General features: G+C 39.2%; 18 protein-coding genes and 1 tRNA gene. 8 read left to right on the top strand and 11 right to left on the bottom strand.

Features of this window, described 5'->3' with window-relative positions:
* Positions 1-385: 385 nt before the first annotated feature.
* From hisS to CO050_05950, 8 genes are all read right to left on the bottom strand, one after another.
* Positions 386-1,657 carry a histidine--tRNA ligase gene (gene hisS, locus CO050_05985; GenBank protein ID PJC30632.1) on the bottom strand — a complete coding sequence of 424 codons (1,272 nt, stop codon included), beginning with the start codon at positions 1,655-1,657 and terminating at the stop codon, positions 386-388.
* Positions 1,651-2,649 (bottom strand): leucyl aminopeptidase, encoded by a 999-nt coding sequence (locus CO050_05980; protein PJC30631.1) that lies wholly within the window; start codon positions 2,647-2,649, stop codon positions 1,651-1,653. The genes hisS and CO050_05980 overlap by 7 nt, the downstream gene beginning before the upstream one ends.
* A gap of 122 nt (positions 2,650-2,771) precedes the next feature.
* Entirely contained in the window at positions 2,772-3,677 is a 906-nt protein-coding gene (locus CO050_05975; protein ID PJC30630.1) for a hypothetical protein, read from the bottom strand.
* A gap of 158 nt (positions 3,678-3,835) precedes the next feature.
* Entirely contained in the window at positions 3,836-4,387 is a 552-nt protein-coding gene (locus CO050_05970; protein PJC30629.1) for a hypothetical protein, read from the bottom strand.
* A 2-nt stretch (positions 4,388-4,389) separates the two neighbouring features.
* The gene (locus tag CO050_05965; protein ID PJC30628.1) at positions 4,390-5,127 is read right to left on the bottom strand and encodes a hypothetical protein; all 738 of its coding nucleotides are present in this window, start codon (positions 5,125-5,127) and stop codon (positions 4,390-4,392) included.
* A 77-nt stretch (positions 5,128-5,204) separates the two neighbouring features.
* On the bottom strand, positions 5,205-5,534 hold the full coding sequence (locus CO050_05960; GenBank protein PJC30627.1) for a hypothetical protein: 330 nt from the start codon (positions 5,532-5,534) through the stop codon (positions 5,205-5,207).
* A 277-nt stretch (positions 5,535-5,811) separates the two neighbouring features.
* The gene (locus CO050_05955) at positions 5,812-6,480 is read right to left on the bottom strand and encodes a hypothetical protein (GenBank protein ID PJC30626.1); all 669 of its coding nucleotides are present in this window, start codon (positions 6,478-6,480) and stop codon (positions 5,812-5,814) included.
* Positions 6,467-6,919 carry a hypothetical protein gene (locus CO050_05950; GenBank protein ID PJC30625.1) on the bottom strand — a complete coding sequence of 151 codons (453 nt, stop codon included), beginning with the start codon at positions 6,917-6,919 and terminating at the stop codon, positions 6,467-6,469. Before CO050_05950 ends, CO050_05955 begins: the two co-directional genes overlap by 14 nt.
* A gap of 88 nt (positions 6,920-7,007) precedes the next feature.
* Between CO050_05950 and CO050_05945 the strand changes: the two genes are divergently transcribed.
* The 3 genes from CO050_05945 (at position 7,008) to CO050_05935 (ending at position 10,132) form a co-directional block, all read left to right on the top strand.
* A complete protein-coding gene (locus CO050_05945; protein ID PJC30624.1) occupies positions 7,008-7,655 on the top strand; it encodes a lactamase in 648 nt (215 codons plus the stop codon).
* Positions 7,648-8,973, top strand: coding sequence for a replicative DNA helicase (gene dnaB, locus CO050_05940; protein ID PJC30623.1), 1,326 nt, complete (start codon positions 7,648-7,650; stop codon positions 8,971-8,973). Before CO050_05945 ends, dnaB begins: the two co-directional genes overlap by 8 nt.
* A gap of 538 nt (positions 8,974-9,511) precedes the next feature.
* Entirely contained in the window at positions 9,512-10,132 is a 621-nt protein-coding gene (locus tag CO050_05935) for a hypothetical protein (GenBank protein ID PJC30622.1), read from the top strand.
* 71 nt (positions 10,133-10,203) lie between these two features.
* On the opposite strand, the gene CO050_05930 is transcribed toward CO050_05935, so the two are convergent.
* A tRNA-Leu gene (locus CO050_05930) sits at positions 10,204-10,290 on the bottom strand.
* On the bottom strand, positions 10,291-10,518 hold the full coding sequence (locus CO050_05925) for an endonuclease (GenBank protein ID PJC30621.1): 228 nt from the start codon (positions 10,516-10,518) through the stop codon (positions 10,291-10,293). It abuts the tRNA gene before it with no gap.
* A gap of 94 nt (positions 10,519-10,612) precedes the next feature.
* Here CO050_05925 and CO050_05920 point away from each other — a divergent pair, with 94 nt between their 5' ends.
* Genes CO050_05920 through CO050_05900 form a run of 5 tightly spaced genes read left to right on the top strand, consistent with a single transcriptional unit; the run spans position 10,613 to position 13,864 of the window.
* Entirely contained in the window at positions 10,613-11,176 is a 564-nt protein-coding gene (locus CO050_05920; GenBank protein PJC30620.1) for an elongation factor P, read from the top strand.
* Positions 11,177-11,179: 3 nt separating this feature from the next.
* A complete protein-coding gene (locus CO050_05915; protein PJC30619.1) occupies positions 11,180-12,010 on the top strand; it encodes a hypothetical protein in 831 nt (276 codons plus the stop codon).
* Positions 12,007-12,735, top strand: a complete 729-nt coding sequence (locus CO050_05910) for an RluA family pseudouridine synthase (protein PJC30618.1) — start codon at positions 12,007-12,009, stop codon at positions 12,733-12,735. The genes CO050_05915 and CO050_05910 overlap by 4 nt, the downstream gene beginning before the upstream one ends.
* Positions 12,732-13,646 carry a hypothetical protein gene (locus CO050_05905; GenBank protein ID PJC30617.1) on the top strand — a complete coding sequence of 305 codons (915 nt, stop codon included), beginning with the start codon at positions 12,732-12,734 and terminating at the stop codon, positions 13,644-13,646. The genes CO050_05910 and CO050_05905 overlap by 4 nt, the downstream gene beginning before the upstream one ends.
* Positions 13,643-13,864 carry a hypothetical protein gene (locus tag CO050_05900; GenBank protein PJC30616.1) on the top strand — a complete coding sequence of 74 codons (222 nt, stop codon included), beginning with the start codon at positions 13,643-13,645 and terminating at the stop codon, positions 13,862-13,864. Before CO050_05905 ends, CO050_05900 begins: the two co-directional genes overlap by 4 nt.
* Here the strand turns inward: CO050_05900 and CO050_05895 are convergent.
* On the bottom strand, positions 13,836-14,447 hold the full coding sequence (locus CO050_05895) for a hypothetical protein (protein PJC30615.1): 612 nt from the start codon (positions 14,445-14,447) through the stop codon (positions 13,836-13,838). The genes CO050_05900 and CO050_05895 overlap by 29 nt on opposite strands.
* Positions 14,448-14,459 lie beyond the last annotated feature (12 nt).

The raw sequence follows: 14,459 nt of genomic DNA, 5'->3' as shown, positions 1-14,459 counted from the left end.
TAATTTTCGCTGTACAACTTAAAATTGGGGATATTCTTAAAATGCTTTTTGTGCAAAAGTTTTAAAACCCGGTTTTAAAATAACTGAAGTGGAAAGCCTGCCTGTTACGCTTTTTTAGTTGACAACTATTAATTTTGAGCTAAAATGCCCAGTAACACTGTTGACCAAAATCGGTAAGATAATAGACCCAGAAACTCGGTTGCTTTCCGCAATATATGATGTCTCAGGACGGGGTAATAATACCGAGAAGATTATTGTGCGTAGCATCAGACAAAATTCCCAAGTCCGAGACCAATACAACGTGGATGTTTCAAGACTAGACGACTAAGGTACCCCAGTGAATTCTCCGCAGAGTCCGTTCCGCCTGTGGGCTCGAGTATTCCACTTACCAGCCAACTACAGTTTCGTGGGTGAGGTTTTTTAGAAGTATTTGTTTCTGCGCGCCTGTTGCCATTTTCTTTACAGTTACAACTTGCTTTTCCATCTCATCTTTCCCAAAGATTACAACAAACGGAATACCTTTTTTATCTGCAAAAGATAACTGCTTATCCAGTTTTACCGTTGCATCAGGATAAAACTCGGTATTAATTTGAGCCGAGCGGAGCGAAGTACTTATCTTCAGAGCATCTCTAACAGCGCCCTCTTCAACCACAACCACCAGAACATCAGCAACTTTAGCTTTAAGCTCTGGAAGTTTGTTGTGATGTGCCAAAAATTCCTGGATGATAATATCACTAGTTGCAAAACCAACCCCTGATAAGTCCCGGCCGCCATATTCACCAACCAGACTGGCATAGCGCCCTCCACCCAAAAGAGACCTAAATTCACCATGTCTATCTTTAGTTTCAAACACAGTTGAACTGTAGTAGAGGAGTCCGCGCACAATTGATGGATCAAATTCAACATAGTCTCGATACCCCAAGTCCTCCAGCGTTGAAAAAATTCTAGTCAAATTCTCTGACTCAAAACTAAAGTCGGTGTCTCTAAGTACAGTCTCTAGTTCTGAAATTTGCTTATCACTAAAATCTAGTTTTGCTAAGGACTCCTGCCAAGCTTTTGGGGTAAGTTTTTCTCTCCGGTCTATGATAGTGGTTAATTCAAGCCATTTATCTTCTGGGATATCTAAGAATGCAAATTTAGTTTCAATTAAAGAACGATCATTTATCTTAATCACCACATCGTCAGGTGTTAAGCCCAGCGTCTTAAAAAACTCAGCTGCCACAGCAATAATCTCGGCATCGGCTTCCGGCGTATTAGCTCCAAACATATCTACATCCCACTGATAAAACTCTCGAAGTCTGCCACGTTGCGGAGCCTCATAACGAAAGCGGGGACCAATGTTAAATAGCCTAGCTGGAATTGGTAGCTCATAACTTTTTGCTGCTACCATCCGTGCCACGCTTGGCGTCATCTCGGGTCGCAACACCAGCTCCCGCCCTTTTCCATCTTTCAGCGTGAATGCCTGCTGTTTAATTAGCTCTTCTGAAGTTTTTGCAAGATAAAGCTCAATGGGCTCGAGTATTGGCCCATCATATTCCTGGTACCCAAAGCTCTCGGAAATTGTCCTAATCCTTCCAAACAGCCAATTTTGAAAGGCGATATCCTCAGGATAAAAATCCCGTGTTCCCTTAACTGGCTGAATTTTTGTCTTTACCATCTAAAGCTACCTCTATCTAATATAAGTATATCATCTACTTTAAGAGTAGGGGAGAGAATTACACCATCTGAATGAAAAGGTACAGACACTGTCCCACCAAATGTAATATTGCTGCCCATTGCCACATGCACAGTTCCAAATACTTTTTCAGCTTCCAAAAGGTTGCTGCTGAGCTCTGCTGCCGAATTAGTACCTATCCCCAGTTCGGCAATATTGTAAGCTGCCTCGCCAGCTGAGTCCATTCTTCGCTTTAAAATATCTGCGGGCTTACCCCCTTTGATACTTATCACTTTGCCATCTTGAATTTCAGTTATTATTGGTTGATTCAGCTCTATTGCATCAAAGCTACCATCAAATACAATTATTCCATTGGTCGTGCCTTCTAAAGGCGCAATAAATGCCTCACCCGCGGGCAAATTTCCCTCGGCTCCTTTCTTTACAAACAAACCCGTATCCGCAATTCCAGCTCTACCAGCTATACTAAACGTGATATCCGTGCCACCCTCAGCAGTAAGTTTTCCTTTTTTACTTTTAGTTAAAATATTAGCAATTTTAATAGACAAAGCTGCAACCTCACTATAGTCCACTCCCAAAGTTCGCATGATTATTTCTTGTGTTATTCCTGGCATCGTGGCAATTCGTGTTTTACTTTTTGTGCCATCTAATCTGCCCTTTGTGTGGGTTAGAGAGTGTTTAGTGATAAGGATAGCAACGTCCGCAGCTATTATTTCTTGTACTATTTCTGGCGGCGGCTCTTGGGCATTTTTATGCATTCCCGAAAAAGAGATGAGCTTGACACTGTCAGTAAATTCTTTGGCAGCCTCAAAAAAGATAGCTGCATTTTTGTACTCCTCGGGATCTGTAACTATGAGCACTTTCTCGCTCGGTTGCACATACATGCAAGCCTCCATCACGTTTCTTCCTATCTGGTACTCTTGGGTAGTTAAGCTCCTAATTTTGCTGTTTTGTTCAACTACTTTTTCTATCTCCATAGGTAGTATCTTAGCACACCCAGAAATTACATAACTCAGTTTCACATATAACTCTGATATGTAATTTTAAAGCTAAATAAAAAACCATAGCCGATCGACCAAAAGATCAATCGGCAACAGGTCTATAGATTTACTAAAGCATCAACAAATCGTGTTCCATCATTAGGTAATGAAAACACCTTTCTCTCAAGGTCTCTACATTGGACTTCTTTTCCTGAAGCAATTTCAATTGCTTCAAATAATTTAACTGTTTGCTGGATGCAAAAGCCCGAAAAGGGAGCTTGCCATTGGTCAGGTATGGATGCCCATTTACCCGGATTACCGAGTGGCAATATGTATGGAACTCCAATATTATTATCACCTTGGATTGAGCGGCCACACATTGGCACACCAGGATAAAAATCTCTTTCACATATTTCGTCTATGACATCTTTATATTGTCGAACACATCTTACTTCTTGACCAAGGTTATTTAGTTGCTCTATCCCTTCACCAATTCCAATACCAGCGCAAACTACTGGAACACTAATTCCTATTCTTTCAAGCATTTTGCTTATTCTGGTAACCTGTTCACCAGCAAATATGACGTCATCTACTAACGTAACCTTACTGATATTTTGTTCCCGTAGAGCTCTAAATTGCTGGAGCAGGGTGGGGGATCCCATGCGCCTTCCAAGCCCTTTGTCTTTTCCGGTATTTTCAACCTGGCGAGTTATATCTAAGAACGATTCTGAGCGAAAATATACTCGGTCTAATGATATTGCTGGTAGACCAGTAGACTCCACTTGTTTGGCCATACCATTTACCAACTCAATTTCAGATACAAGTTCAAAGCCACCGAACATTTGTTGCATATAGGAGCTAAAATTAGCTCTAAGATCGACAAAAAAACTAGCTTCCGGTAGTACAAAACCACGCTGATCTGCCCAGTTCTCCAATAATATTTTTATATCTCCAGAAACAACATAAGGTACAGAGGTTAATACCTCTGTACTTTCAGGTTGAACTAAATTTTTTCTTTCTAACATAATTATCACCTCCGATCATTTCCTTACACAAAGAGAACAAACTCTTATATGAAAAGGGATTGAATGAGGTAAATCGCTGTTACAAGGAGAGTTCAATACCACAGCCAATCTCTTCCCAGAAGAGATTGATATGGATATGGTGAACTAGTAGTGGAGATTTATTTAATTTCCTCATTTTTGTCTTTGATTAATTTAAGTACTTTTTCAACAGCGCTTTTTGGTGTATTAGCCTCTTCAACTCTTAGTCGTTTTCTGCTATCAATAAACTGCCCGGCTAACTTAGAACTCCATCCTCCAGTATTTTTTAATACAACAATGGGTATATTTGCTTGGTAAGCAATGGCTATTTCTGTTAGTGTTCCTGATCCTCCACTGATTGTGATAATTGCATCACAACTTAATACAAGAGTAGTTTCTCTTCCTCCTCCACGTTCTAAACCGCTAGCAATTATCACGTCTGCATTTTTCTCAAAGACGTCAAGACCTTTTCCATACGTAACACCAACTGTTAGTCCATTAGCTTTTTTTGCACCGCGGCAGGCAGCCGTTGATAAAGAGTCACAATCTTTCTCAGCACCAAAAACGAGAGTTGCTCCTTTATTTGCAACCCAGTATCCCACGCTTACCGCTAGGCTTTCCAATCTCTTGGAGTACTTCGTATCTGAGGCAGACCCCATTACACCAATCTGTATTTTTCTAAGTGATTTCATATTTAGTATATAAACTGCTTTGCAAAATCTACTTTTCTCATCTTGTAGCAAATTTTGTCAGAATATTGACCTACTAATAGCGGGTAAAAATCCTCACTACCCTGTGTTACCAATTCAAAATCACTCAATCTATCTCCTTGCCACTGTTTTATTGCTCCATAAACCGCATAAAATTCTTTATTATCTAGATCAATTTTCAAACCATTTTTTCTATTTTGTAAGAACATAGATAAGATACTTCTAAGTTGAATTATTATGCCTAGATCACCTTTGGGACCACATTCTATTTCAATAGCAGGCTGACTACAGAACTGCGTAAGTGGCCCTTTGATTTGGGATTTATTCGAGTACCAAAATACAACTCTATCTATAGGTAGAGACGCTGCAAACAAGATGTTCTCAATACTTGGATAAGTAACCAGTGTAAATATACCTGTGTTTGCAGTTGTTCCGTGTATATCTATTAATTCACCATAGTCATCAGATATTCTTATAAGTTGACTTGCTCTTCTTTCTTCGTATAGGTCACTATCTACATTCCCTGGGGCACATCTATTAAGATCTGTGTCGATAAAACGCACATTCTCAGCTAGTGCAATAGGATTTCCTATTATCCAGTCATAGCCATATTCATCTTTAGCATAGTCAGCTTTCAGCTGATCTAGCGCATCAATAGAAAAGCCCTCATCTCCGTGAGTTGCTGCCACAAAAAGTATTCTATTATCTAATTCTTTAGTCATAATTTAACTATATTAATTCTTAAGAAATATTCGGGAGGGATGAATTTAAGTGGGGGATTAATCCATCACGAATGTCTCTAGATCCTCTTTGCGGGATCTATGACATGCTCGCTATGGTGAAGTTTATCTAACATTAACTGATAACCACTCATTCCTCGTGTAAGCCACTGGCTAACTCTGGCAACAGTAGTTGAACTTAACCCAGTTTCTTTCTGTATTTGGGAATAGGGGATACCTGAATTTAACATTCTTGCTGCTTTCCAGCGAGCAGCAAATTCCATTATTTCACCCTCTGTTAAAAGATCACGAAAAAACCTGTGCGCTTCCTGAGTATCCTCAAGCCGTAATATTGCTTCAAACAAATTGTCTGTATCAGAGTTAACCCATCTGGGTTTTATGTTCTTCATATGACGAACACTTTATCACACTAAAGCACTTTAGTCAAGTGGAGTAAACTATTTTGCTTTATTATTATATCCGTATTACAATAATCTCATATGAAAACAAGAGTTTTGAACTACCGAATTATTGTTAGTCCTGACAAGCAAACTGGAACTGGCAAGCCCGGATTCACAGCTTTGTGTCCTACTCTTGGAGTAGCCGATGACGGAGACACAATTGACGAGGCTTTGGCTAATATCAAAAATGCTATAAAAGTATATGTTAATAGTTAAGTACACATGATTACAAAACAATCAACCTGAGAGCTGTGAATCTCGTCTCTGAATTCTTCTGGGGGGAGGCTAATAATTGAACTTTTACTCCTTCTTTAATTTTGGTAAAGCCTGCTTCTTCAAAGTTGTTATCTGTTAGTTTTAATGAATCTGTATATTTTTCAAAATCAAAGGTATATTCTAGGTCTGCTTCCATTAAAACAAAAGTGAACTTTTTAATATCCACTTCTTTAACTTCGCCAGTAAATGCAATCACAGGGGAAGAAGTGGTAATTAATTTAGCATTAATAATATCTGTTCCAATCTGTTCTTCACCAATGACAACTATTTCGTCATTCTCTTCCAGATCGTCAAATTTTAGCTCATCTATGCTCAAGTCGCTATTTCTCTTACTGACTACTGTATCTTTGTCAGTATTAACCGTTTTTTGTTTGCCGTTTATATCCAGCGTCAGCAAGCCTTCTTCAATTTTTTCAATTGACCCTTCAACGCCAACTGTAATTGCTTTAGTTAACTCAGCCACCCGAGATGCCACTTTCTCCTTTATTAGGTCTATCTTTTCTTGCGTGTTAGAGCTTTCCGTTGCTTCTGTCTGCGCCCAGACCAGCGCACTAGGTGCTATAAATATACTCAAAAATACAGCAGTTAATAATAGGTATTTAAAATTAGTCTTTAGCATAGTAAATTGTTAATTCAGCTGTCTTGGTCTGGTCACTATATGAAACAACTTGTATAATATTTTTTCCTTCTAAAAGCTCAAGTTCTAATTCAAATACACCCTCTTTATTAGCTGTCGATTGAACTTGGTTGACCATAGACAATCCTACCACATTTGCTCCTGGCTCTGTTTTTCCTTTTACTAATACATCGGAGTTTTTTTGCACAAAAACACCACCATCTATTGGGTTGTTTATTACTAGTTCCTGAGTTACCTTGTCATTTTTATTGTCTACGTCTTTGTCCATATCCAGGCGTATCTGTGTATCCTGGGAATCCTTTAAAAAGGGTAGTTTGAAGTCCAGACTCTTTAATAGACTTGGTCCAAAGAGTACGCTCAATGCTACTAAGAGGCCAATTCCAAATCCTATAATAATTGCAACAATAGATTCGCGACTCATAAAGTGTACCTATATTACAATCTAATCCAGCAATAGTCAATTTTTGCGATTGAAAAATTGTTCAAATTCTGGTATATATACAGATACCATGGTTATACACTATTTAGGTCATTCATCGTTTCGTATTAAAGGTCAAGCAACTAGTGTGGTTACCGATCCATTTGATCCAAAAAGCACAGGGCTTGCCTTTCCTAAGGTGTCTGCTGATGTGTTAACAGTTTCTCATCAACACGCGGACCATAATTATATTGAGAAGGTAGAGGGTAATCCTTTTATTGTGGAAGGACCTGGTGAATATGAGATTAAAGAAGTACGCGTAATTGGTTACCCAACATTCCATGATTCAAGTTCTGGATCCGAGCGGGGGCAAAACATCATGTTTTTAATCACAATAGATGATATTTCTATCCTGCACTGTGGAGACCTTGGGCATAAGTTAACAGACGAAACACTAAAAAGCATGGACCAGGTAGATATCTTGCTTATTCCCACCGGTGGAGTATTCACAATTGATGCAAAAGTGGCTGCTCAGGTAACATCACAGCTAGATCCTGGGATTGTCATTCCGATGCATTATAACCGCAAAGGTTTAGATCAAAATATCTACAAAGAACTTGCGGGAGTGGAAGACTTTATCTCCCAGATTGGAGAAAAGGACGTCCAACCAGAAGATAAGCTAACTATCACTAAATCACAAATGCCAGAAGAAACACAGATGGTTGTCTTAAATGGCTGATCCACGCATCCCCCCACATGATGAAGAAGCAGAAAAGAGCGTTTTAGGCTCAACATTAATTGAACCAGGTGCTCTCATTGAGATAGCTGGCCGCCTTACACCCGAACACTTCTACTTTGAAAAACACCGCCGGATCTATGAGGCGATTCTTGAGCTTTACGAAAAAATGGAACCAATTGATCTTATAACACTTACAGCCCAGCTCAAAAAAAATAAAAGCCTTGCCAAGATTGGAGGATCTGCTTATCTTTCAGAACTTCTCGAGGTGGTGCCAACTGCAGGTAACATCAAACAATATTCAACTATTGTTGAAGAAGCATATATCAAACGAACCTTAATCTCTGTTGCAGCCAAAACAACGGAATTGTCATTTCAAGATGACCAAGAAGTAAAAGACCTACTAGAACAAGCAGAAAGCTCCATATTTAATCTTTCCCGCCAACATATTAAAAGAGATTTTACAGCGCTAAAAGATGCCTTAGTTGCCAGCTTTGAGCGTATAAACGAAATTCACAAAAGAGGAGGGGAGCTTCGAGGGGTAAGTACGGGATTTAAAGATCTCGATGACAAGCTTGCCGGGTTACAAGATTCTAATTTAGTTGTTTTAGCTGCAAGACCGGGTATGGGTAAAACCGCTTTTTCCTTAAATATCGCCAAGCACGCAGCACTGGTTTCAAAAGTACCCGTTGCTTTTTTCTCACTGGAGATGAGTAAGGAAGAATTGGTTGATCGTCTGCTCGTTGCTCAGGCGAATATTGACGCCTGGCGTCTGAAAACAGGTAAGCTGTCAGATTCCGACCTCGGGAATATAACCAAAGCAATGAGTGAGCTTTCTGCTGCTAAGTTATTTATTGACGATACTCCAGGGTTAAATGTGATGGAGATGCGAACAAAAGCCAGGAAGCTACAACTTGAACATAATATAGGATTGGTGATTGTTGACTATCTCCAGTTGGCTAATGCGGGCGGCAGGTATGAAAACCGCGTTGTTGAGGTTTCTATGATTTCTCAGTCACTCAAGAACTTGGCTCGTGAGCTAAAAGTGCCTGTCCTTGCTCTCTCGCAGCTCTCTCGTGCAGTTGAAAGCCGTGGAGTTAAAAAGCCTCAGCTTGCTGATCTTCGCGAATCAGGAGCGATTGAGCAGGATGCTGACGTAGTCATGTTTTTATACCGGGAAGATGAGGAAAATGAGGACTGGGATTCACAGGTATTAACCAAGCTATTTATAGCCAAACACCGAAATGGAAAAGTAGGAACAATTGACTTAGCCTTCAGAGGTGACCGCATCAGCTTCTACGGAATGAACAAAACCAAATAAACCACTCTAACCCCGAGGGTTAGAGTAACTCAAAAGCCTTGCTTTAAGTTGAGTAGTATACTTTGAAATACAATCCATGATAATGTACGAGTATGAACAAAGACAAAAAAACTCCAAAAACTAAATCTTAAAGGAAAATAATTCTTGCTCTATTCATGAATTTTTGTAAGGCTTAACCTTACAAAAGGGTTGATTTTAAGCCCCAAACACAAAAGAGAAAAATAAACATCTAATAGAATCTCACAAAAATAACCTCAAAAGGTCCGACCCTGCGAGATCACAAGAACTTGTTATATAATCAACACATGAAATCAACTCATACAGAAACTTGTCAGAGCTAGGTCTATTGAAGTTGTTGATCGAGTGGTCCCATTTCTAACTAAATCCAAGAGGATTTATAGATATTAGCTCAGGGACTGGTGATGTTACTTTGCTGACAAAGGATGGCAGGTTGTAGAAAGTCATAAATATAGGGATAGGTATTTTGGATTACTCCCATTTTTGCACATACTGTATTATTTGAAGAAAACAAACTCGAATGTCCAAAGAGCATAAAGTTCTAGTTATTCCAGGTCTTGGAGATCAGAGGGTTAAGCCTATCGAATGGGCAGTTAGTCATTGGAGAAATTACGGATTAGAGCCAATTGTCCACGCTGTTGGTTGGCATGATGGAGAAGATTCTTTTGAGCCTAAGTTGAACCGATTAACTGATATGATTGATCAGTTAACAGAAGCTGGAGATACAGTTTCTTTAGTAGGAACAAGTGCTGGTGGGAGTGCTGCCATTAACGCCTTTATTGAAAGGAGAGAGATAGTTCATAGAGTAATAAATGTTTGTGGAAGATTAAGAGTCGGACCAACAACAGGATTTCGATCGTTTAGTTCTAAGAGTAAGTCAAGTTCAGCATTTGCCCAGTCTGTAAGGCTTTGTGAAGCTCACGAAAACTTGCTTTCAGAAACTGATAAGCAGAAAATTATGACTGTAAGGGTTCTATTTGGTGACGAGCTAGTTCCTCCAGAAACAACAGTGATACAAGGTGCTTATAATATCATCATTCCTACAGCTGAACATGTTCTTAGCATTGCATCAGCTTTAACTGTGTTCTCTAAGCCACTAATAATTTTTTTAAAGCAAGATGACTCAAAAATGGAGTGGTAAGACACCGTTAATTAAGCATATAGTAAGGCTAAGCCTTACAAAAGGGTTGAATTTAAGGTCTAAAGTCAATTTAGTGCCGGGAATGGGACTTGAACCCACATGGTACTAAGTACCACAGGTTTTTGAGACCTGCGCGTCTACCATTCCGCCACCCCGGCCTATTTCAAAGTTTCCTCTAACTTACCTTTTAATACTTCTTTACCGTACCCTGTTTTATAAAATTTCTCTTGTTTAGAGGCATCAATTTTACTACTGTATGCCTCATAGTACATCAGTTCATAAGGGCCATTTTTAGAGGTGTAAATTCCACTTCTGCCAGTGTTATGTTCATGCAATCGCCGCTTTAAATCTTCTGTACAACCTATGTATAACTTTCTTCTTTTTATTCCTCTAAGACAGTATACATATTATCCACCGATGAGGTGGATTTAGCCACCCCGGCTCACCTGCAAATTATACCATTGAGGTATAATCATACCTATGATAAACATATCTGATCTTAGGCCGGGGAATATATATAGTGAAGATGGAAGTCTTTACCAAGTGCTAGAATATATGCACCAGAAGATAGCTAGAGGAACTGGTAAAGTTGTATTGAAAGCAAAAAACCTGACCACTGGATCGACGCTTCGCAAAGCCTACCAATCTGGAATCAAAGTTGAACCTGTTCAACTGGAGACCTCCACTGCTCAATTCTTGTATGTTGGAAATCAGGACCAAGCAGTTTTTTTGGATACAAGTACCTATGAGCAGTTTGAGGTTGAAGTAGACTTGCTTGAGGGAAAGATGCCTTATCTAAAAGAAGGTATGGAAGTAACTTTAAGGAAGCATGAAGAGGTAATTGTGGAGGTAACTCTTCCGATAAAACATGAATACATGGTCAGCGACGCGCCACCTGACGCTAGGGGAGATACTTCAGGTGGGGGAGGAAAAGAGGTAACTATCGAAACAGGCGCAATGGTCAGGGCGCCTATGTTTATCAAAAAGGGTGATATGATAAGAGTAGATACCAGAAACGGTAAATATATAGAACGCGTCAAATAACTTATGTTGCCCACGCTACTACAACTTGGTCCAATACGAATTGCTTCGTTTTCTGTGTTCATATTATTAGCTTTCTTAGCCTCCACTTTTATTGTTTGGCGTACTTCAAAGCGTGAGTACCTAAGCGAAGAGAAGACCATGGATCTGTATCTGTTGTCAGTTGTCTGGGGAATAGTAGGTGCTCGTCTTTCTTATGTACTGCTATATCCAGAGAAGTTTGGCTTGAATATTTTAAGAATATTACTGCCTAGCTGGATGCCAGGATTTTATACTTATGGTGGCTTAGTTGCAGCGGTTATCTCAGTAATCGTTTTAAGTAGAAAACACGAAGCTAGCTATAAAAAGTATTTAGACATCTTTGCTCCAGCACTGATTTTAAGTGTGGGACTATATAAGATTGGTCAATTCCTAGATGGATCACTTATTGGAATAAGCACAAATATACCTTACTTTGGCATGCTGACAGTTGTAGGCGAAGCAGGGCATTTTGTGCCCCTAGCGCTTATCCAGGCGGTTATATACTTCGCTGCCTTCTACCTGATAACTAATAAGTGGAGTAGGTACTTTCTCATCACCCGTAAATTACCCATGGGGATATTTTTAACATCTGCGACACTAGTGGCTACAATTGAATCTTTTTCATTCTTTCTTACCCGCGACAAATTATTTATCTCTGTTGTCCCTATTTCTCTGGTTATTGTCTTACTTATCCTAGTTATTTCTGCAAGTATGCTCTATAGGTTAACTAGAAAATTTAAGCAGGACAAAGAGCTTATCTTTAAGTTTCTTAAAAAGCTTACACGAAAAAAAGTCATCACAGCGGACTCTCAATGATAATTGAGATACTATACGAAGACGGTGACCTTATGGTAATCGGTAAACCCGCAGGAGTTGTTATTAATCGCGCCGAGACAGTTAAATCAGAGACAATTCAAGACTGGGCAGAAAAGAAGTTAGCAATAAGTAGTAAGCAGTTAGCAGCTGGAAATATAAATGCAGATTTTTATTCTAGGGCGGGCATTGTACATCGACTAGATAAAGAAACCAGCGGAGCACTAATAATTGCCAAATATATTCCGGCTTTTGAGAATCTCCAGTCTCAATTTAAGGCGCGCCTAATTCAAAAAACATACATTGCTCTAACACATGAAAAGATCAAGGTTCGCGAAGGGGAAATTAACGTGCCACTTTCAAGATCTTCCTTTAACCGTCAGAAGTTTAGTGTTTCAGCTGATGGCAAAGCTTCAGTTACTAGTTACAAGATTTTAGCTTACTACCAATTAAAGGATCAGCTGTATACTTTAGTTGAAGCGTATCCTAAAACAGGTCGTACTCACCAGATTCGGGTACATTTTAAGCATTATGGGCATCCACTAGTAAGCGACAGTAAGTACACAGGTCGAAAAAGATTTAAAAAAGATATCACTTGGTGTCAGAGACTGTTCTTGCACGCTGCCCGTATTCAGTTTACCCAGCCAACTACAAACAAAATAATCTCAGTTGAACAAAGTTTACCAGTTGACTTACAACAGGCATTAGCAACGCTTACTAAAATATGATCTTAAAAATAGCCAGCGGACTTATAATTTTACTTTTAAGTATTATTGTCATTGCAAGATTGGTAAATACAAGCTTACTTCATATATCTAGTCCCACGGGGAGAGTTAATGTTTTAGTATACAACGACAGAGACGCAATTGTGGTTGCTTTAGACAAAACTACTGCCCATGCACTGTATTTTCCAAGTGACACATATATTGAGACAGCCAGAGGTGCTGGTAAGTATCCTGTCAATAAATTAACTAAGCTTGCAGAGTTAACCGACCATAAGGAAGGGTTTATTGAAGCAAGTTTTGAGCGATTTTTAGCAATTCCTATAGACATATATATCCTGACATCTAGGGATATATCATCAGAGAGCATATCTGATCTAGTTGAATTGATAGATACACTTTCTCCAAAGTATCTTACCAGCAACCTTAGTAGCCCTGCGCTCTTTCAGCTTTGGTGGAATCTAAACGGTATTAGAGTTCCCAAGGAGAATATTATTGACGTGTCTAAAACTAGAACTGTTTCAAGGGTCGAGGAAGCAGATGGAGTAGAGATTTCAGATGCTGATGCACGCTTTTTGCCAGTAAAATTACAGCAGTATTTTGTAGAAATACCTCTCGCCGAGGAGCAGTTTAAGTTTATAGTATACAACACAGCAGGAACACCAGGGTTAGCCAGACTCGCTAGCAATATGCTTGAGAACATGGGGACAGACGTCATCCTGATAGAGAATAAGAGTAGTAATTTTGAGAATTGCCAACTTCACGTTGCAAATTTGCAAGATGCCCAGTCGGTTACTGCGCAAAGGGTAATTCAAGCATTTAACTGTGAACTCGTCACTGAGGCGACTAGTACCAACAGTCTCGTGGCTAAGCTATACCTAGGTAGTGAATTTAGTAAACTAATGTTTGGAAAATGATTATAGTAATAATAATACTATTGGCTTTAGTATCGTTCATTCTTGCGTGGCGTTCCTTAAGTGAGCTAGAGGTTCCACATGGAATTGTCGAGCAAATTGAAAAATCTGTAAGAAGGGTGAAAAGCTGGGGAACAATCATATTTTTAAGAGATAAGCGAATTGTCTATTCTGGCAAGACGCCTAAAGAGACTACCGAGAAAAAGAACTTAGAGAGTTAAACACCTTTTTTTTGGTATCAAAACTTCGAATCAGTTCTCTTATGTATACAGAGACTTTACTATCCACAACTTCCTTAATGTACATCTCGTACTTATTTCCTTTTTCAGATAGCCTTCTCATATAAAAAGATATATCATCCGGTAAAGATCCAATAAACTCTCCACTTTCAGTCCTAATTTCAATCTTCTTTTTTCCAATCTTATACTCTGCTTTTATACCCGGTGTTATTTTTTTCAGAACAACCTTAGGTGCGGTATTAACAAGTTCAACGCAGCGAGTCATGCCTGGTTCATCAATATATATCTGTCCGTTAGTTGGCAGAGCTTTAACTGTGGAGATATTACCTTTTAGTTTATTCAGGTTCTTATTTGCCATGAGGTTTTGTGGGTCTATCTTAAGGATAGAGCTATATATTCGTTTAGCCTTTTTAGGATCATCAGTCTGAATGTGTGAATACGCCAGTCTATTTAAAGCTTGAACATCGTCGGGGGTAGCTTTAACCAATTCAAGGTTTAGCTTAATCGCTTTTTGCCAGTCACAAGCTAGGGCAGCTTGTATGGCTTGTGTAGACAAATCCACCATACTAAGCTCCTA

It is taken from the genome of Candidatus Roizmanbacteria bacterium CG_4_9_14_0_2_um_filter_38_17, from assembly GCA_002788855.1.
GTDB lineage: Bacteria > Patescibacteriota > Microgenomatia.
This window is presented reverse-complemented; position numbering and strand designations above follow the sequence as displayed.